19 protein-coding genes are annotated in these 16956 nt (G+C 72.8%); 18 read left to right on the top strand and 1 reads right to left on the bottom strand.

From position 1 onward, the window contains the following. The 10 genes from trmD to whiG all read left to right on the top strand — a co-directional run bounded on the left by trmD (window position 1) and on the right by whiG (window position 8831). Complete coding sequence (gene trmD / locus BKA22_RS19180; RefSeq protein WP_146952243.1) at window positions 1-771, top strand: tRNA (guanosine(37)-N1)-methyltransferase TrmD; 771 nt, start codon at window positions 1-3, stop codon at window positions 769-771. 232 nt (window positions 772-1003) lie between these two features. Continuing rightward, window positions 1004-1369 carry a 50S ribosomal protein L19 gene (gene rplS, locus BKA22_RS19175; RefSeq protein ID WP_146952244.1) on the top strand — a complete coding sequence of 122 codons (366 nt, stop codon included), beginning with the start codon at window positions 1004-1006 and terminating at the stop codon, window positions 1367-1369. Window positions 1370-1518: 149 nt separating this feature from the next. Further along, window positions 1519-2409 (top strand): signal peptidase I, encoded by an 891-nt coding sequence (gene lepB / locus BKA22_RS20215; protein ID WP_223203484.1) that lies wholly within the window; start codon window positions 1519-1521, stop codon window positions 2407-2409. Then, window positions 2406-3146, top strand: coding sequence for a ribonuclease HII (gene rnhB, locus BKA22_RS19165; protein ID WP_146952245.1), 741 nt, complete (start codon window positions 2406-2408; stop codon window positions 3144-3146). The genes lepB and rnhB overlap by 4 nt, the downstream gene beginning before the upstream one ends. A 72-nt stretch (window positions 3147-3218) precedes the next feature. Further along, a complete protein-coding gene (locus tag BKA22_RS19160) occupies window positions 3219-3542 on the top strand; it encodes a DUF2469 domain-containing protein (RefSeq protein WP_146952246.1) in 324 nt (107 codons plus the stop codon). 111 nt (window positions 3543-3653) lie between these two features. Beyond that, a complete protein-coding gene (locus BKA22_RS19155; protein WP_146952247.1) occupies window positions 3654-4010 on the top strand; it encodes a YraN family protein in 357 nt (118 codons plus the stop codon). Then, complete coding sequence (locus BKA22_RS19150) at window positions 4011-5534, top strand: YifB family Mg chelatase-like AAA ATPase (protein WP_146952248.1); 1524 nt, start codon at window positions 4011-4013, stop codon at window positions 5532-5534. Then, window positions 5531-6751, top strand: a complete 1221-nt coding sequence (gene dprA, locus BKA22_RS19145) for a DNA-processing protein DprA (RefSeq protein ID WP_223203485.1) — start codon at window positions 5531-5533, stop codon at window positions 6749-6751. Before BKA22_RS19150 ends, dprA begins: the two co-directional genes overlap by 4 nt. 234 nt (window positions 6752-6985) lie before the next feature. Beyond that, a complete protein-coding gene (locus BKA22_RS19140) occupies window positions 6986-7918 on the top strand; it encodes a tyrosine recombinase XerC (protein ID WP_146952249.1) in 933 nt (310 codons plus the stop codon). A 19-nt stretch (window positions 7919-7937) separates the two neighbouring features. Beyond that, on the top strand, window positions 7938-8831 hold the full coding sequence (gene whiG / locus BKA22_RS19135) for an RNA polymerase sigma factor WhiG (RefSeq protein ID WP_223203486.1): 894 nt from the start codon (window positions 7938-7940) through the stop codon (window positions 8829-8831). Between the two features lie 37 nt (window positions 8832-8868). On the opposite strand, the gene BKA22_RS19130 is transcribed toward whiG, so the two are convergent. Further along, window positions 8869-9429: a murein hydrolase activator EnvC family protein gene (locus BKA22_RS19130; protein WP_146952250.1), complete on the bottom strand. Its 561-nt coding sequence runs from the start codon at window positions 9427-9429 to the stop codon at window positions 8869-8871. A 411-nt stretch (window positions 9430-9840) separates the two neighbouring features. On the opposite strand from BKA22_RS19130, the gene rpsB reads away from it, so the two are divergent. From rpsB to dxr, 8 genes are all read left to right on the top strand, one after another. Beyond that, window positions 9841-10785: a 30S ribosomal protein S2 gene (rpsB, locus tag BKA22_RS19125; RefSeq protein WP_146952251.1), complete on the top strand. Its 945-nt coding sequence runs from the start codon at window positions 9841-9843 to the stop codon at window positions 10783-10785. A 43-nt stretch (window positions 10786-10828) separates the two neighbouring features. Further along, complete coding sequence (tsf, locus tag BKA22_RS19120) at window positions 10829-11674, top strand: translation elongation factor Ts (protein ID WP_146952252.1); 846 nt, start codon at window positions 10829-10831, stop codon at window positions 11672-11674. Between the two features lie 131 nt (window positions 11675-11805). Continuing rightward, window positions 11806-12543, top strand: a complete 738-nt coding sequence (gene pyrH / locus BKA22_RS19115) for a UMP kinase (protein WP_146952253.1) — start codon at window positions 11806-11808, stop codon at window positions 12541-12543. Window positions 12544-12603: 60 nt separating this feature from the next. Further along, the gene (frr, locus tag BKA22_RS19110; RefSeq protein WP_146952254.1) at window positions 12604-13161 is read left to right on the top strand and encodes a ribosome recycling factor; all 558 of its coding nucleotides are present in this window, start codon (window positions 12604-12606) and stop codon (window positions 13159-13161) included. Further along, entirely contained in the window at window positions 13161-14003 is an 843-nt protein-coding gene (locus BKA22_RS19105; protein WP_146952255.1) for a phosphatidate cytidylyltransferase, read from the top strand. The genes frr and BKA22_RS19105 overlap by 1 nt, the downstream gene beginning before the upstream one ends. Window positions 14004-14020: 17 nt before the next feature. Next, window positions 14021-15148, top strand: coding sequence for a dual-specificity RNA methyltransferase RlmN (gene rlmN / locus BKA22_RS19100; RefSeq protein WP_223203487.1), 1128 nt, complete (start codon window positions 14021-14023; stop codon window positions 15146-15148). Beyond that, window positions 15145-15699, top strand: a complete 555-nt coding sequence (locus tag BKA22_RS19095) for a DivIVA domain-containing protein (RefSeq protein ID WP_146952256.1) — start codon at window positions 15145-15147, stop codon at window positions 15697-15699. The genes rlmN and BKA22_RS19095 overlap by 4 nt, the downstream gene beginning before the upstream one ends. A gap of 78 nt (window positions 15700-15777) precedes the next feature. Beyond that, entirely contained in the window at window positions 15778-16947 is a 1170-nt protein-coding gene (dxr, locus tag BKA22_RS19090) for a 1-deoxy-D-xylulose-5-phosphate reductoisomerase (protein ID WP_146952257.1), read from the top strand. Window positions 16948-16956: the final 9 nt, after the last annotated feature.

Raw genomic sequence — 16956 nt, 5'->3', positions numbered from 1 at the left:
ATGCGCATCGACGTCGTCTCGATCTTCCCGGACTACCTCGCCCCGCTCGACCTCTCGCTCGTCGGCAAGGCCCGGCAGACCGGGCTGCTCGACCTGCGGGTGCACGACCTGCGCGACTGGACCACGGACCGGCACCGCACCGTCGACGACACCCCGTTCGGCGGGGGCGCCGGCATGGTCATGCGACCCGACGTGTGGGGGCGGGCGCTCGACGACGTCCTCGAGGAGGGCGCGCACCTCATCGTCCCGACCCCCTCGGGTGAGCCGTTCACGCAGCGGCACGCCGAGCGGCTCGCGCAGGAGCAGCACCTGGTGCTCGCGTGCGGCCGGTACGAGGGCATCGACGCCCGGGTCGCCGAGCACTACCGCTCGCACGGGCAGGTGACCGAGCTGTCGATCGGCGACTACGTGCTCAACGGCGGGGAGGTCGCCGCGCTCGTCGTGGTCGAGGCGGTCGCACGGCTGCTGCCCGGGGTGGTGGGCAACCCCGCCTCGCTCGTGGAGGAGTCGCACGGGGCGGCCGGGCTGCTGGAGTACCCGGTGTACACCAAGCCGCCGGTCTGGGACGGGCTCGAGGTGCCCGACGTGCTGCTGTCCGGGCACCACGCCCGGATCGCCCGCTGGCGGCGTGACACGGCCCTGGTCCGCACGGCGCAGCGCCGACCGGACCTGGTCGCCGCGCTCGACCCCGCCGACCTGGACGCCCAGGACCTCCGGGTCCTCGCCGAGTCCGGGTGGCGACCGGCGGACGGCGCGCTGCGCCAGGACTGACGGCGCAGGCACCGGCTCTCCGGCGAGGCGGGCGCGTCCTCTCGATTACCGGCCTCGGGACGCCCTGTGGCAGACTGGTCGGTCGGTGCGCGCAGGTCGCGTCTCTGCCACAGGGGAGACGGCGAACGACCACCGGGATCACCTCCCGACGCACCGGACCATGAGCCGACGCGGCGCCCACGGCGCCCAGACGACGCTGCTGACCTGTGGCAGAGCGAGGAAGCGACACATCATGCACGTGCTCGACACCGTCGACGCAGCATCGCTGCGTACCGACGTCCCGGACTTCCGCGCCGGAGACACCGTCAAGGTCAACGTCAAGGTCGTCGAGGGCAACCGCTCCCGTGTCCAGGCGTTCCAGGGTGTCGTCATCGCCCGCCAGGGTGATGGCGTGCGTGAGACCTTCACCGTCCGCAAGATCAGCTTCCAGGTCGGCGTCGAGCGCACCTTCCCGGTGCACTCCCCGACGCTGGAGTCGATCGAGGTCGTCACCCGCGGTGACGTCCGCCGCGCGAAGCTGTACTACCTGCGCAACCTGCGCGGCAAGAAGGCGAAGATCAAGGAGAAGCGCGACGCGATCCCGGCCAAGAAGGCCTGAGTCCTCGCAGCACCTCGTCCCACGGGCGGTCACCGGATCACGGCGGCCGCCCGTCGGCGTACCGGTCCCGGGCCGTCGTCGCCGTCCGGGCGGGGTCCCGGCACGCGGCCCGGTCCCCGTCGGGCTCCGCGGCGTGCGAGAGTGTCCCGGTGGACGACCGCACGGACGAGATCGACGACCTCCCGCGACGACCGTGGGAGCCGACCTCGGCGCAGGGGAGTGATCGCTCGGCCACCGCCGTCCCCGTCCCCGTGGCGGCCGACCCGCCGCGCGACCCCGGGACGAGCCACCCCGAAGGACCGTCCGGAAGCCCACGGACGCATTCGAGCGAGCACCGCCACGCCGTGCGCCGCCGTCCGAGCGCAGGGCTGGCCTGGGCCCGCGAGACGGTCATCATCCTCGGCAGCGCGCTCGTGCTCTCGCTGCTGGTCAAGACGTTCCTCGTGCAGGCGTTCTTCATCCCGAGCTCCTCGATGCACGACACGCTCGTCGAGAACGACCGGATCCTGGTCAGCAAGCTCACGCCGGGGCCGTTCGACCTGCGCCACGGCGACATCGTCGTCTTCAAGGACCCGGGTGGGTGGCTCGACCCGTCGGTCGCCGAGGAGCGCAGCGCGGTGGGCGAGGTCGTCAACGACGCGCTGACCTGGGTCGGGCTGCTGCCCCAGGACGCCGGGTCGCACCTGGTCAAGCGGATCATCGGGCTGCCGGGCGACCACGTGGCCTGCGCCGGTCCGGGTTCGCCGGTCACGGTCAACGGCGTGGCCATCGAGGAGGACTACCTCGCCGAGGGCGCGGTGCCGAGCGAGGTCGCGTTCGACAAGGTGGTGCCCGACGGGTTCCTGTGGGTCATGGGGGACAACCGTCAGCACTCGGCCGACTCCCGGTTCAACACGGGCAAGCCGGGTGGTGGCTTCGTGCCGATCGACAACGTCGTCGGCGTCGCCTTCGTGACCGTCTGGCCGCTTGCGCGCGCCTCGGTGCTGCACAACCCGAGCGACGTCTTCGCCGACGTCCCGGCGGCGTCGGCCGCGGGATGACCGGTCCGCACCTGCGCCTCGAACGGACCCTGCTGCGGGAGGGTGCGTCGTTGGTCGCCGGGATGGACGAGGTCGGCCGCGGGTCGCTGGCGGGCCCCGTGAGCGTCGGGGTGGTCGTCGTGGACGCCGGCACGCGATCGGCACCCGTCGGTGTCGCCGACTCCAAGCTGCTGAGCCCGGCCGCCCGGACCGCTCTCCTGCCGGCCCTCGGACGGTGGGGGCGGGCCCGCGCGGTCGGTCATGCGAGCGCGGAGGAGATCGACGAGCTGGGCATCATCGCCGCCCTGCGGCTCGCCGGGACCCGTGCGTTGGAGGTCGCGACGGCGGCCGTCGGTCCGATCGACACCGTGCTGCTCGACGGCTCGCACGACTGGCTGACCCCGCCCGCGCAGGGCGACCTGTTCAGCACCGGCGACACGCGTCCTGGACCGCGGGTCCGCATGCGGGTCAAGGCCGACCGCACGTGCGCGTCGGTCGCGGCGGCAAGCGTCCTGGCCAAGTGCGAGCGGGACGCGCTGATGACCGCTCTCGCGGCGGACCACCCGGCCTACCGGTGGCAGGACAACAAGGGCTACGCCTCGCCGGACCACCTGGCGGCGCTGCGCACGCTCGGCCCGAGCGTGCTGCACCGGCGCTCGTGGCGGCTGCCGACGGGTGACACGGTGGCCGATCCCACGCCCGGCGCGGCGGCCGGAGCCGGCGGTCCGGGCGTGCTCGACGTCGAGGCGCTGGTCTGACGCCATCGACCTGCGGGAGGTGCGGCGGGTGCGTCGCACGGCCGGAGCAGCCTGATGGGGGATGATGGGTCCGTGAGCGCGGAGGACCTGGAGAACTACGAGACCGACATGGAGCTCGCGCTCTACCGTGAGTACCGCGACGTGGTCGGGCTCTTCTCGTACGTCGTGGAGACCGAACGTCGGTTCTACCTGGCGAACCAGGTCGACCTGCAGGTCCGCTCGGCGGCGGGCGAGGTCTACTTCGAGCTGAGCCTCGCCGACGCCTGGGTCTGGGACGTGTACCGCTCGGCGCGGTTCGTGAAGTCGGTCCGTGTCGTGACGTTCAAGGACGTCAACGTCGAGGAGCTCGCCAAGGCTGAGCTCGACCTGGGTGGCGGTGCGGGCTTCGCCCGCTGACGGTCGAACCGACCACAACCCCAGGTCGCCTCGCCGACCTCCCGCGGTCAGGCCTGCTGCCGATCGACGGCGCCCTTCCCCGGGCACCCTGGTCGTCCAGGAGGTGGTCCGGTGCGCGCGAAGGATGCGGTCGGCAGGTACGGGGAAGACGTGGCCGCGGCGCACGTGCGCGAGGCGGGCTGGCAGGTGCTCGACCGCAACTGGCGGTGCACCGACGGTGAGCTCGACCTCGTGGGGATGGACGGCGACGAGCTGGTCGCGGTCGAGGTCAAGACCCGCAGGTCGACGGCCTACGGGCACCCTGCGGAGGCGGTGACGGCGCGCAAGCTGGCGCGGGTGCGGCGGCTCGCCGCGCAGTGGCTCGCGACCCATGACGTCCACCCGGCCTCGGTGCGGGTGGACGTCATCGCGATCCTCCTGCCTCGCGCCGGTGCAGCCCAGGTCGAGCACCTTGTCGGGGTGGTCTGAGTGGCCCTCGGGCGCACGCTCGCTGTGGCGCTCGTCGGGCTGGTGGGCCATGTCGTGGAGGTCGAGGCGCACCTGGCACCGTCCCTGCCGGCCTTCGCGCTCGTCGGGCTGCCCGACGCCTCGTTGGCGGAGTCCCGTGACCGGGTACGGGCCGCCGTGACATCCTCCGGTCTGGCCTGGCCCAACCGGCGGATCACGGTGAACCTCTCACCGGCGACGCTGCCGAAGTCGGGCTCGGTGTTCGACCTCGGGATCGCCGTCGCCACCCTCGCGGGTGCCGATGTGGTGCCCGCGCAGGCGGTCGCCGGGGTGGTGCACCTGGGCGAGCTCGGGCTCGACGGGAGGCTGCGTCCCGTCCGCGGTGTGCTGCCGGCGGTCGCCGCCGCGGTCGCGGCCGGGCACGACCGCGTGGTGGTGCCGACGGCGAACCTCGCGGAGGCCCGGCTCGTCCCCGGGGCGCAGGTCCGTGGTGCGGGCAGCCTCGCGGAGGTCGTCGCCTGGTACGGGGCCGACGTCGAGGTGCCCGAGGTGAGCGCGGCGGGCGAGCTGGTCACCGCGCCGCGGCCCGCGACCGAGCGGCTCGACCTGGCGGACGTCGTCGGGCAGGCCGCGGCGCGTCGTTCGCTCGAGGTCGCGGCGGCGGGCGGCCACCACCTGCTCATGGTCGGCCCGCCCGGTGCCGGCAAGACGATGCTCGCGGCCCGTCTGCCGGGGCTGCTGCCCGACCTGGACGAGGGCGAGGCGGTCGAGGTCACCGCCGTGCACTCGGTCGCGGGCACGTTCGACCCGCACGGTGGGCTGCTGCGGCGACCACCGTTCGAGGACCCGCACCACACCGCGACGCCCGCCAGCATCGTCGGCGGCGGGTCCGGGCTGCCCCGACCCGGCGCGGCGTCCCGGGCGCACCGCGGTGTGCTCTTCCTCGACGAGGCGCCCGAGTTCACGACGGCGGTGCTGCAGACGCTGCGGCAACCCCTCGAGCACGGCGAGCTCGTGCTGCACCGTGCTGCCGGGACGGCCCGCTACCCGGCGCGCTTCCAGCTCGTGCTCGCCGCCAACCCGTGCCCGTGCGGGCACGCGTGGGGCAAGGGGTTGGACTGCACGTGCCGGAGCGAGCAGCGGCGCCGGTACTTCGGCAAGCTGTCCGGGCCCCTGCTCGACAGGGTCGACCTGCAGGTCGAGCTCGCACCGGCACGAGCGGGCGACCTGCCCGGCGAGAGCTCGGCCGTCGTCGCCCGACGTGTGCAGGAGGCGCGCGCGGCGCAGTCCGCCCGACTGGCGGGCACCCCGTGGCGGACGAACGCAGAGGTGCCGGGCGCCTGGTTGAGGGACCGGCTCGGTGGCGGTCGGGCGCTGCTGTCGGACCTCGACCGCGCGATCGACCGGGGCACGCTCAGCCTGCGAGGGGTGGACAGGGTGCTGCGCGTCGCGTGGACGCTGGCCGACCTCGAAGGGCGAGAGGCACCGGGCCGGGGCCATGTCGGCCAGGCACTCCTGATGCGGACGAGAGGACAGGGCGCGTGAGCGGGTCGGCAGCGGCTGTGACGTCCGAGGAGCGTGCCGCACGGGCGGTGTGGAGCGGTCTGGTGGAGCCGGGCGACGCCGTGGCCGGTGCGCTCGTCGAGGCGGTCGGTGCCGCACCGGCGCTCGACTGGGTCCGACGTCGGGTCGCCGGGTCGTGCACCTCGACCGACGGTGCCTGGGAACAGCTCGAGCAGCGGGGCGGCGACCTGGGTCCGCACGGTCGGCGGCAGGTCGAGCGCGCCCTGGACCGATGGGCGCCACGCGTCGCGCGGGCCGCCGACACCGATCCCGCGTCGTGGCGCTCCGAGGCCGAGCGCGCGGGGGCGCGGGTCGTCGTCCCGGGCGACGACGAGTGGCCCGCGGGTCTGCAGGGGCTCGGGCTGACGGCCCCGCTGTGCCTGTGGGTCCGTGGCGCCGCGATCGGCCCGGCGCTCGACCGGTCGGTCGCCCTGGTCGGTGCTCGCGCCTCGACCTCCTACGGCGACCGGGTCGCGTTCGACCTGGCGGACGGTCTCGTGCACCGCGAGGCATGCGTCGTCTCCGGGGGTGCGTACGGGATCGACGCCGCGGCACACCGGGGTGCGCTCCACGCCGGCGGACGCACCTGCGTCGTGCTGGCCGGCGGTGTCGACCGCGCCTACCCCGCGGGGAACGCTCGGCTGGTCGAGCGCACGGTGACCGACGGAGGAGCGGTGCTGGCGGAGGTCCCACCGGGCGCTGTCCCCACCAAGAGCCGATTCCTCCAGCGCAACCGGATGATCGCCGCGATGGCCTCGGCGACCGTGGTCGTCGAGGCGGCGTGGCGCTCGGGTGCGCTGAGCACGGCCCACCACGCGGCGCGGCTGCTGCGCCCGGTGGGCGCCGTGCCCGGTCCTGTCACCTCGGTCGCCTCCGTCGGGACGCACCGGCTGCTGCGCGAGGGCGTCGCGGTCTGCGTGACGGATGCCGCGGAGGTCATGGAGCTGGCCGGTCTGGTCGGCACCGACCTCGCACCGGCACACGCCGAGGACGTCAGGGCCGGCGACCTGCTGGACCCGCACGCCCGGGCGGTGCTCGACGTGCTCTCCGCCCGGACGCCGCGCTCGGCTGACGAGATCGCCGCGTCGGCAGGCGTCGCGCTCTCCCAGGCGCGAGGCGCACTCGGGCTGCTCGAGCTGGACGGGGTGGTCGTCCGCGTCGGCGGTCTGTGGCGTCGGGCAGCCGTCCGGCGCCCCTGACCGACCGCGCGCTGCTCCGTCCGCGACGGGCCTTCACGGCTCGGTCGCCGCGTGCGACGTCCGGCACTCGGGACGATCCCGCCCGACCCTGAGCCCAGTCGGGGGTGAAATCTGTCACTCGTCACACTGATCGTGACTTGAGAATCCGACATTGCCGTCGCATTCCCCCACCCGATTCGCGAGGTACGGCGAGGCTGCCTTGTCCGTTGGTGTGTTTCCCGTCACCGTTGTCCCGTGCAGACGCCAGAACCCACAGCGACCACCCAGGAGCGCACGCTCCTGGTGGCCGACTTCGCGCTGCACCTGCGCGCGCAGCGGGGTCTGTCGGAGCACACGGTGCGGGCCTATGTGGGCGATGTCGAGCAGATGCTCGGCTACGCCTTCCGGCACGGACGCGCCACGGTGGACGCCGTCGACCTGGCCACCCTGCGCGGCTGGTTGGCCTCGATGGCGACGGCGCATCGCTCGCGCGCGACGCTGGCCCGACGGGGCGCCGCGGTGCGGACGTTCTTCGAGTGGGCTGCCCGAACCGGTCGTGTCGCGGCCGATCCGGCTGCGAGGCTCGCGAGCGCGCGTCCGGGCGTGACCCTCCCGACGGTGCTCGGCACCGGCCCGGTGGGCGAGCTGCTCGACACGGCACGTGCCCGGGCCGAGGACGGTGACCCCGTCCACCTGCGCGACTGGGCTGCGCTCGAGCTCCTGTACGCCTCCGGCGTGCGGGTCGGGGAGGCCTGCGGGGTCGACGTCGACGACGTGGACCTCGCGGAGCGCACGATCAGGGTCGTCGGCAAGGGCGACAAGGAGCGTGTCGTCCCCTTCGGTCGGCCGGCCGCTGTCGCGTTGCGCACCTGGCTGGACCTGGGTCGACCGGCACTGGCGCGTGAGGACTCGCCGGCGGCCCTGTTCCTCGGTCGGCGCGGGGGGCGGATCGACCAGCGCCAGCTGCGCGAGGTCGTGCACCAGGTCGCGGCACTCGCCGGGGTCGACGACGTGGCGCCGCACGCGCTGCGGCACACCGCCGCCACGCACCTGCTCGAGCGCGGGTCCGACCTGCGCAGCGTCCAAGAGTTCCTGGGTCACGCGAGCCTCGCGACGACCCAGCGCTACACCCACGTGTCCGCGGAGCGCCTGCGCTCCGCCTTCGAGCTCGCGCACCCCCGGGCTTGAGCGAGAACTGGAGCAGACCATGACCGTACAGACCGACGCGCTCGACGCGCGTGCGCGGTTCGCCGGCTCCGCACCCGACGGTGTCATCCCGTCCCAGCGTGTGGTCGTCCCGGTCGACGAGCCGACCGTGGCGCCGGTCGATGCCCTCGCGCTCGAGGTCGCCCGGCTGTGGGCGGTCTTCAAGGCCGAGGCGTGCCAGGTCTCGCGCGAGCGGCTGATCCTGCACTACGCACCGCTCGTGTCGGCTGTCGCGGGCCGGGTGGGCATGCGCCTGCCGAACACGGTCGAGCAGGCCGACCTGGTCTCCTACGGCATGTTCGGGCTGATCGACGCGATCGAGAAGTACGAGACCGACCGTGCGGTGAAGTTCGAGTCGTACGCCTCCTCGAGGATCCGCGGAGCGATCATCGACGAGCTGCGGGCGATCGACTGGGTCCCGCGTTCGGTGCGGACGAAGGCGCGCGCCGTGGACCGTGCCTATGCCGAGCTCGAGGGCGAGCTGCACCGCGTTCCGACGGAGCGCGAGGTCGCGGCCCGGCTCGAGATCGGTGTCGACGACCTGCGCGCGGTGTTCACCCAGCTCTCGACCGTCAACGTCGCAGCTCTCGACGAGCTCCTGGGTGGCGGCGACGACCGTCCCGGTGCGGTGTCGCTGGGGGAGACGCTGAGCGACGACCGGGTGGTCGACCCGGCAGGTTCGCTCGAGGCGCAGGAGACGAAGTACCTGCTGGCGCGTGCGATCGAGCAGCTCGGCGAGCGCGAGCGCATCGTCGTCGTCCTGTACTACTACGAGGGCATGACGCTGGCCGAGATCGGTCGGGTCCTGGGCGTGACGGAGTCGCGCATCTCGCAGATGCACACGGCGGCCATGGTGCGGCTGCGGACGCACCTGCTCGAGGCCGAACGCGTCTGACGACCCTGCCGCCCACGCCGTGGGTGGAGGCCGTCCGTCAGCGGTCCGGCAGCAGCACCACGGGTCCGGGCGCACCGAGCAGGTCCATCGGGTCGAGGTAGTCGGTCCCACGCCGGACGCCCCAGTGCAGGCACGTCGCGGGCGCGCAGTGCGACGAGGCGGCGGCGTCGGTGCTGACCGTGGCCACCACGTCCCCGCGGTGCACGCCCTGTCCGGTCGCCACGACGGGGTCCACGGGTTCGAGGCTGGATCGCAGCCCGTCGGCGTCGACGACCGTCACGATGCCTCGGCCCGCGACCGGGCCGGCGAACGACACGGTGCCGTCGACCGGTGCGAGCACCCTGCTGCCCGGCTCGGCCGCGAGGTCGACGCCCCGGTGCCCCGGCGCCCACACCTCGGCGGGCCGTTCGAACGGGCGCAGCAGGGTCGGTGCACCGTCGGTCGGTGCGGCGTACGCGGGGCTCGTCGTGGTGCCCGGCGAGGCCGGTGTCGGCGATGCGTCGGCCGCGGCGAGGCCGGGCAGGATCCCGCCGACGAGCAGGGCGAGCGTGCCGACGAGCGCCGGGCGGCCCCGGGCGCCGGGCAGGGGGGAGGCCATCCGCCGATGCTGGTGGGTCGTCGTCCCGACGGATCGGCCGGCGGCGCACGAGCGGGGTGCCTGGGCACGGTCGGTGGGCTGTGGGTGCGCCGGGATCGGCTGGGCTCCGTGCTCGGCCGAGCTCCCCGGTCGGGTCACGTCCGCGAGTCCGCTAGACTTCGGGTGCGACCGGTCCGTGCCGGTCGACTTCGCGCGCCATCCTCTCGGCACGCCGCCCGGTCCGACCTCGTCGGTCCGGCTGCGGCCGGGGTCGGCAGCGGCATCGGTCCGGGTTCGCCCGGGGACGCCGTCGACATGGTGCCAGGGGTGCCGATCTGAGCATCGGTGCCGACAACCGAGACGCGGGCCCGTTCCGGCGGGACCGCACGACTGTGCGCCCACCCCGTCGGATGGGCGCCGGAAGGACGTGCCATGGCCGTCGTGACCATGCGTCAGCTGCTCGAGAGCGGTGTCCACTTCGGGCACCAGACCCGCCGCTGGAACCCGAAGATGAAGCGCTTCATCTTCACCGAGCGCAACGGCATCTACATCGTCGACCTGCAGCAGTCGCTGTCCTACATCGACCGCGCGTACGACTTCGTCAGCCAGACCGTCGCCCACGGCGGCAGCATCCTGTTCGTCGGCACCAAGAAGCAGGCCCAGGAGGCCGTCGCCGAGCAGGCAGCCCGCGTCGGCATGCCGTACGTCAACCAGCGTTGGCTCGGTGGCATGCTCACCAACTTCGCCACGGTGAACAAGCGTCTGCAGCGCCTCAAGGAGCTCGAGCTCATCGACTTCGACGACGTCGCCGGGAGCGCCTTCACCAAGAAGGAGCTGCTGATCATGCGTCGCGAGAAGGACAAGCTCGCCAAGACGCTCGGTGGCATCCGTGACATGGTCAAGGTTCCCTCGGCCGTGTGGATCGTCGACACGAACAAGGAGCACCTCGCGGTCGACGAGGCGCGCAAGCTCAACATCCCGGTCGTCGCGATCCTGGACACCAACTGCGACCCCGACGTCGTCGACTACCCGATCCCGGGCAACGACGACGCGATCCGCGCCGTCCACCTGCTGACCCGTGTGATCGCGGACGCCGCGGCCGACGGTCTGCTCAAGCGTCACTCGGGTCGCACCGCGGCCACCGAGGGTGCCGAGGCCGGTGCCGAGCCGCTCGCCGAGTGGGAGCGTGAGCTGCTCGCCGGTGCCGAGGCCGACCTGCAGGCCGCCCCGGTCGCCGAGGAGGCTGCGCCCGCTGCCGAGGAGACCGCCCCGGTCGTCGCCGAGGTCGTCGAGGAGGCTCCCGTCGTCGAGGAGGCCGCCGTCGTCGAGCCGGCCGCAGCCGAGGCCCCGGCCGAGGGCGACGCCGCGTCCGAGTGACGCGTTGCTCCATCGCACCCACCACGACTAAGGACGGACACTGATGGCGAACTACTCGCTGGCAGACATCAAGGCGCTGCGCGAGAAGACCGGTGCGGGCATGCTCGACGTCAAGAAGGCGCTCGAGGAGGCCGAGGGTGACGCCGACAAGGCGCTCGAGATCATCCGCGTGAAGGGCCTCAAGGGCGTCGGCAAGCGCGAGGGCCGTTCGGCCTCCGACGGTCTGGTCGTCGCGCACGTCGGCCCCACGGCCGACGGCGAGGGCCAGACCGGCGTGCTGGTCGAGGTCAACTCCGAGACGGACTTCGTTGCGAAGAACGCCTCGTTCATCGCGCTCGCGGAGAAGGTCATCGCCACGGCGGCGACCTCCGCCGCCCGTGACGCGGACGCCCTGCTGGCCGAGGACGTCGACGGCGCCTCGCTGCAGTCGGTCGTCGACGAGACGGCTGCCACGCTCGGCGAGAAGGTCGTCGTGCGTCGCCTGGGCCGTGTGGCCGGCGAGCACGTCGAGGTCTACCTGCACAAGGTCAGCAAGGACCTGCCCCCGCAGGTCGGCGTCCTCGTGGCGACCGACACGGCCGCGGCGGGCGTGGCCCGTGACGTCGCGACGCACATCGCGGCGTACTCGCCCACCTTCCTCACGCGCGAGGAGGTCCCGGCCGAGACCGTCGCGTCCGAGCGCCACATCGCCGAGGAGACGGCGCGGAACGAGGGCAAGCCCGAGGCCGCGCTGCCGAAGATCATCGAGGGTCGCCTCAACGGCTTCTTCAAGGAGAACGTGCTGCTCGAGCAGGCGTTCGCCAAGGACCCGAAGAAGACGGTCGGCCAGGTGCTCACCGAGGCCGGCGGCACGGTCACCGCGTTCGTGCGGTTCCGCGTGGGAGCCTGATCTCGTCCCTGTGATCGGTGGCCCCGACCCGCTCGGGTCGGGGCCACCGGCGCACCGGGGCCCGAGCGCCCCTGCAGCACCCGTGCCTCACCGGCAGCAGCCAGCAGCACCGAACGGATCGTGGAGGACCCGTGACCGAGGACCTGACCGCTGAGACCGCACCACGTCGACGCGTCCTGCTCAAGCTCTCGGGCGAGTCGTTCGGAGGTGGCGACATCGGTCTGGCCGCCGAGGTGGTGCGTCGGATCGCCGCGGAGATCGCGGTGGCCGTCCGTGCCGGTGTCGAGGTCGCCATCGTGGTCGGGGGAGGCAACTTCTTCCGAGGTGCCGAGCTCGCGCAGAACGGCATGGACCGCGCGCGTGCCGACTACATGGGCATGCTCGGCACGGTGATGAACTGCCTCGCGCTCCAGGACTTCCTCGAGCAGGCCGGGGTCAGCACTCGGGTGCAGACGGCCATCACGATGGGTCAGGTCGCCGAGCCGTACATCCCGCTGCGGGCGATCCGCCACCTGGAGAAGGGCCGCGTCGTGATCTTCGGCGCGGGCGCCGGCATGCCGTTCTTCTCCACGGACACCGTCTCGGTCCAGCGCGCCCTCGAGACGCACTGCCAGGAGGTCCTCATGGGCAAGAACGGCGTCGACGCCGTCTACTCGGCGGACCCGCGCACGGACCCGACGGCCACGCGCCTCGAGCACCTGACCTACACCGACGCGCTCGTCAACGACCTCGCCGTCATGGACGCCACGGCGCTGAGCCTGTGCCGTGACAACGACGTCGTGATGCGTGTCTTCGGCCTGGAGGAGCGGGGGAACGTCACCCGCGCCCTGCAGGGTGAGAAGATCGGCACCCTGGTCACCGCCGACTGACCTGCGGCCAGACCGTACCTCCAGCCACCCGCACCACCCCACATGCACGAAGGAGCTCCGGTGATCGACGAGACCCTCCTCGAGGCCGAGGAGAAGATGGACAAGGCGATCGAGGTCGCCAAGGACGACTTCGCGACGATCCGTACGGGCCGTGCGAACGCCGCGATGTTCTCCAAGGTGTTCGTCGACTACTACGGCAGCCCGACGCCGCTGCAGCAGCTGGCGTCGTTCAACGTGACCGAGGCGCGCACCGTGCTGGTCTCGCCGTTCGACAAGTCGGCCTCGCACGCCATCGAGAAGGCGCTGCGCGACTCCGACCTGGGCGTGAACCCGACCAGCGACGGCAACGTCATCCGGGTCGTGCTGCCGGCTCTGACGGAGGAGCGCCGCCGCGACTTCGTCAAGCTGGCCAAGGCCAAGGCGGAGGACGCCCGCATCGCGGTGCGCAGCGTGCGTCGCAAGGCCAAGGAGGAGCTCGACCGCATCGTCAAGGACGGTGAGGCCGGCGAGGACGAGGTCCAGCGGGCGGAGAAGGAGCTCGAGGGGCTGACGAAGAAGCACGTCGACCTCATCGACCACCTGCTCACGTCCAAGGAGCACGAGCTCCTCGAGGTCTGATGACGGAGCACGCCGTCGCCGCCCCCCGCACCCCGCGCTCGGGCCGTGACCTGCCTGTCGCGATCCTCGTGGGCGTCAGCCTGCTGGTCGCGGTCGTCGCGAGCCTCTTCATCCGCAAGGAGGCGTTCGCGGTCCTCGCGATCGTCGCGGTCTGCGCCTCGTTGTGGGAGCTCGCCCAGGCGTTCACCCGCCGGGCGATCCATCTGCCGCTGCTCCCGCTGCTGGTCGGTGCGGTCGGCATCATGGTCTCGGCGTACACCTCGGGGCCCGAGGCCCTGTTCGTGGCGTTCTCCTTGACCGTCGGCGGCGTCGTCGTGTGGAGGGCGCTGGACGGCCACGGGCTGGCCGCGCTGCGGGACGCCTCGGCCGCCACGTTCGCGGCCGCGTACCTGCCGTTCCTCGGTGGTTTCGTCATGCTCATGCTGGCCGAGCCCGACGGTGCGGCCCGCGTGATGCTGTTCGTCCTCCTGCCGGTCGCCAGCGACACGGGCGGCTACGCGGTCGGTGCCCTGCTGGGTCGTCACCCCATGGCGCCCAAGGTCAGCCCGAAGAAGACCTGGGAGGGGCTGGTCGGCTCGATCGTGCTGGCCAGCGTCGTCGGGGTCGTCGGGGTGCAGGTCGCCTTCGAGGGTGACCCGCTCGTCGGCCTGTTCCTCGGCCTGGCGACCGTCGCCACCGCCACGCTCGGCGACCTGGCCGAGTCGTTGCTGAAGCGGGATCTCGAGCTGAAGGACATGGGCACGTTGCTGCCCGGTCACGGTGGTCTTCTGGACCGGCTCGACTCCCTGCTGCTCACGGCTCCCGCCGTGTACGTGATCCTGGCAGTGCTGCTGCCCGCCTGACCCGAGAGGGGGCACCCGTGACCGGGACGCCCGTCCGACTGGACATGTCCGCGCCGACCCGTGGAGCGCGTGGCAAGCCGCCGCGCCACTTCGTCGACCTGACGCCCGAGCAGCGGGTCGAGGCGGTGACGGCCCTGGGGGAGAAGCCGTTCCGGGCCAAGCAGCTGGCGACGCACTACTTCACGCACCTGACCTCGGACCCCTCCGAGATGACCGACCTTCCCGCGGCGATCCGCGACCGGATCGGTGAGGAGCTGTTCCCGCAGCTGCTCACCTCGGTGCGCACGCTGACGGCCGACGGCGGCACGACGGTCAAGACCTTGTGGCACCTGTTCGACGGCGTGAAGGTCGAGTCGGTGCTGATGCGCTACACGAACCGTTCGACGCTGTGCGTCTCGAGCCAGGTCGGCTGCGGGATGGCCTGCCCGTTCTGCGCGACGGGCCAGCTGGGCCTGACGCGCAACCTGTCGACCGCCGAGATCGTCGAGCAGGTGCGTGCGGCGGCACGTGCCCTGGCCGACGGGGAGATCCCGGGTGGTCCGGGTCGGCTCTCGAACGTGGTGTTCATGGGCATGGGCGAGCCGATGGCCAACTACAAGGCGGTCATCGAGACGGTGCGGCGCCTGGTCGCGCCCGCGCCCGACGGCTTCGGCATGTCGGCGCGCAACGTGACCGTGTCGACGGTCGGCCTGGTGCCCGCGATCGACAAGCTGGCTGCCGAGGGGATCCCGGTGACGCTCGCCCTGTCGCTGCACGCGCCGGACGACGAGCTGCGCGGCGAGCTCGTGCCGATCAACACCCGGTGGGCCGTCGACGAGGCGTTGGACGCGGCGCACCGCTACTTCGTGACCACGGGTCGGCGCGTCTCGATCGAGTACGCCCTGATCAAGGACATCAACGACCATGCCTGGCGGGCGGACCTGCTGGGCGAGAAGCTCAACGCCCGCGGCCGCGGCTGGGTGCACTGCAACCCGATCCCGCTCAACCCGACACCCGGTTCGAAGTGGACGGCGAGCGAGCCGGAGGTCGAGCAGGAGTTCGTGGCACGCTTGCGGGCGCACGGCATCCCGACGACGATCCGCGACACGCGCGGGTCGGACATCGACGGGGCCTGCGGTCAGCTGGCGGCGGAGGAGGACGAGTGAGCGACGGCATGTTCCGGACCGTGTCGGGTCTGCGTTCCGGGTACGACCCGGACGAGGTCGACGAGTTCTTCGAGCATGCCCGCCTCGTCTACGAGCAGGGCCCTCCCGGCACGGTGTCGGGCAAGGACGTGCGTGACGTCGCGTTCGAGATGGTCCGTGGCGGCTACGTCACGTCCGCGGTCGACTCCGCGCTCGACCGCCTCGAGGCGGCGTTCGTCGCCCGGGAGCGGGCCGAGTTCGTCGCCGAGCACGGTCAGCAGGCGTGGATGGACAAGCTCGGTGAGCATGCGCGCACGCTCTACGGCCGGCTGTCGCGGCCTGACGGTGACCGGTTCGCGCCGCCCGAGGGCCGGCACGTCGGGTACGAGGCCGCGGACGTCGACGCGTTGTGCCACAAGCTCGTCGGGTTCTTCGACAACGGTGTCGCGCTGACGGCGGCGGAGGTCCGGGCGGTCACGTTCCGGCGGCGCAAGGGCCGCGACGCGTACGGGCGTCAGGCGGTGGACGCGTTCGTCGGGCGTGCGGTCGAGGTGCTGCTCGGCGTCGAGTGACCTGCTGCATGGCGCGCGTCGCGCTGCTCAGGCGTCCGGGCGTCACACCCGACCGTGCGGGTCCGCGATGATGGTCGGGTGAGTCAGCGCAGCGTCATCCTGCTCGGGTCGACCGGGTCCATCGGGACCCAGGCCGTCGACGTCATCACCCGCAACCCCGAGTCGTTCACGGTGCGCGGCCTGAGCGCCGGTGGCGGCGACGTCGGGCTGCTGGCCCGGCAGGCAGCCCTGCTGCAGGTCGAGGCGGTGGCCGTGGCCGACCCTCGGGCGGCCGAGCCCCTGCGTGCTGCTCTCGTGCAGGCCGGTGCGCGCGCGGACGTCGCGGTGCTGGTCGGGCCGGAGGCTGCCGGTGAGCTGGCGGGTGCGGGCGCCGACGTGGTGCTCAACGGCATCACCGGGTCGGTGGGCCTCGGCCCGACGCTGGCGGCCCTGCGCGCGGGGAGCACCCTGGCGCTGGCCAACAAGGAGTCGCTGGTCGTCGGCGGCCCGCTCGTGCATGCCGCACGCGTGCGACCCGACCAGATCGTGCCGGTCGACTCCGAGCACTCGGCCATCGCGCAGTGCCTGCGCGGGGGCTCGCGTGCGGAGGTGCGCCGGTTGGTGCTGACGGCGTCCGGCGGTCCGTTCCGCGGGTGGTCGCTCGACGAGGTCAAGGCCGCGACGCCGCAGCAGGCGCTCGCGCACCCGACGTGGTCGATGGGGCCGGTCGTGACGATCAACTCCGCGACGCTGATGAACAAGGGGCTCGAGCTCATCGAGGCGCACCTGCTGTTCGGTGTGCCCGTCGAGGACATCGCGGTCGTGGTGCACCCGCAGTCGGTCGTGCACTCGATGGTCGAGTTCGTCGACGGCTCGACGATCGCCCAGGCCTCGCCGCCGGACATGCGCCTGCCGATCGCGCTGGGCCTGTCGTGGCCGGACAGGGTGCCGGATGCGGCGTCCGCGTGCGACTGGACGCGGGCGACCACCTGGACGTTCGAACCCCTCGACGAGCAGGTCTTCGGCGCGGTGCGGCTCGCCCGGGAGGCGGTGGCCGCCTCGGCGACGCACCCGGCCGTGTACAACGCGGCGAACGAGGAGTGCGTGGCCGCGTTCCTGGACGGGCGGATCGGGTTCGCGGACATCGTCGCGACGGTCGAGCGGGTGCTGGGGGAGCACACCGCGACGGACGGCCTGGCGCTGGCGGACGTCCTGGCTGCCGAGGCGTGGGCCCGGTCGCGCACGCACGAGGTGCTCGCGCGCCGCTGACCGGTCGGG

The organism is Cellulomonas soli (genome assembly GCF_013409305.1).
Classification (GTDB): Bacteria; Actinomycetota; Actinomycetes; order Actinomycetales; family Cellulomonadaceae; genus Cellulomonas; species Cellulomonas soli.
The sequence above is the reverse complement of the archived record's forward strand: the minus strand, read 5'-3'. Positions and strand labels throughout refer to the sequence as shown.

What these genes read in the sequence shown, in the direction of transcription:
- whiG (WP_223203486.1), top strand. Translation starts at nt 7,938, where the DNA reads ATGACCGTACAGACCGACGCGCTCGACGCGCGTGCGCGGTTCGCCGGC.
- trmD (WP_146952243.1), top strand. Translation starts at nt 1, where the DNA reads ATGCGCATCGACGTCGTCTCGATCTTCCCGGACTACCTCGCCCCGCTC.
- rplS (WP_146952244.1), top strand. Translation starts at nt 1,004, where the DNA reads ATGCACGTGCTCGACACCGTCGACGCAGCATCGCTGCGTACCGACGTC.
- tsf (WP_146952252.1), top strand. Translation starts at nt 10,829, where the DNA reads ATGGCGAACTACTCGCTGGCAGACATCAAGGCGCTGCGCGAGAAGACC.
- rnhB (WP_146952245.1), top strand. Translation starts at nt 2,406, where the DNA reads ATGACCGGTCCGCACCTGCGCCTCGAACGGACCCTGCTGCGGGAGGGT.
- BKA22_RS19130 (WP_146952250.1), bottom strand. Translation starts at nt 9,429, where the DNA reads ATGGCCTCCCCCCTGCCCGGCGCCCGGGGCCGCCCGGCGCTCGTCGGC.
- rpsB (WP_146952251.1), top strand. Translation starts at nt 9,841, where the DNA reads ATGGCCGTCGTGACCATGCGTCAGCTGCTCGAGAGCGGTGTCCACTTC.
- BKA22_RS19105 (WP_146952255.1), top strand. Translation starts at nt 13,161, where the DNA reads ATGACGGAGCACGCCGTCGCCGCCCCCCGCACCCCGCGCTCGGGCCGT.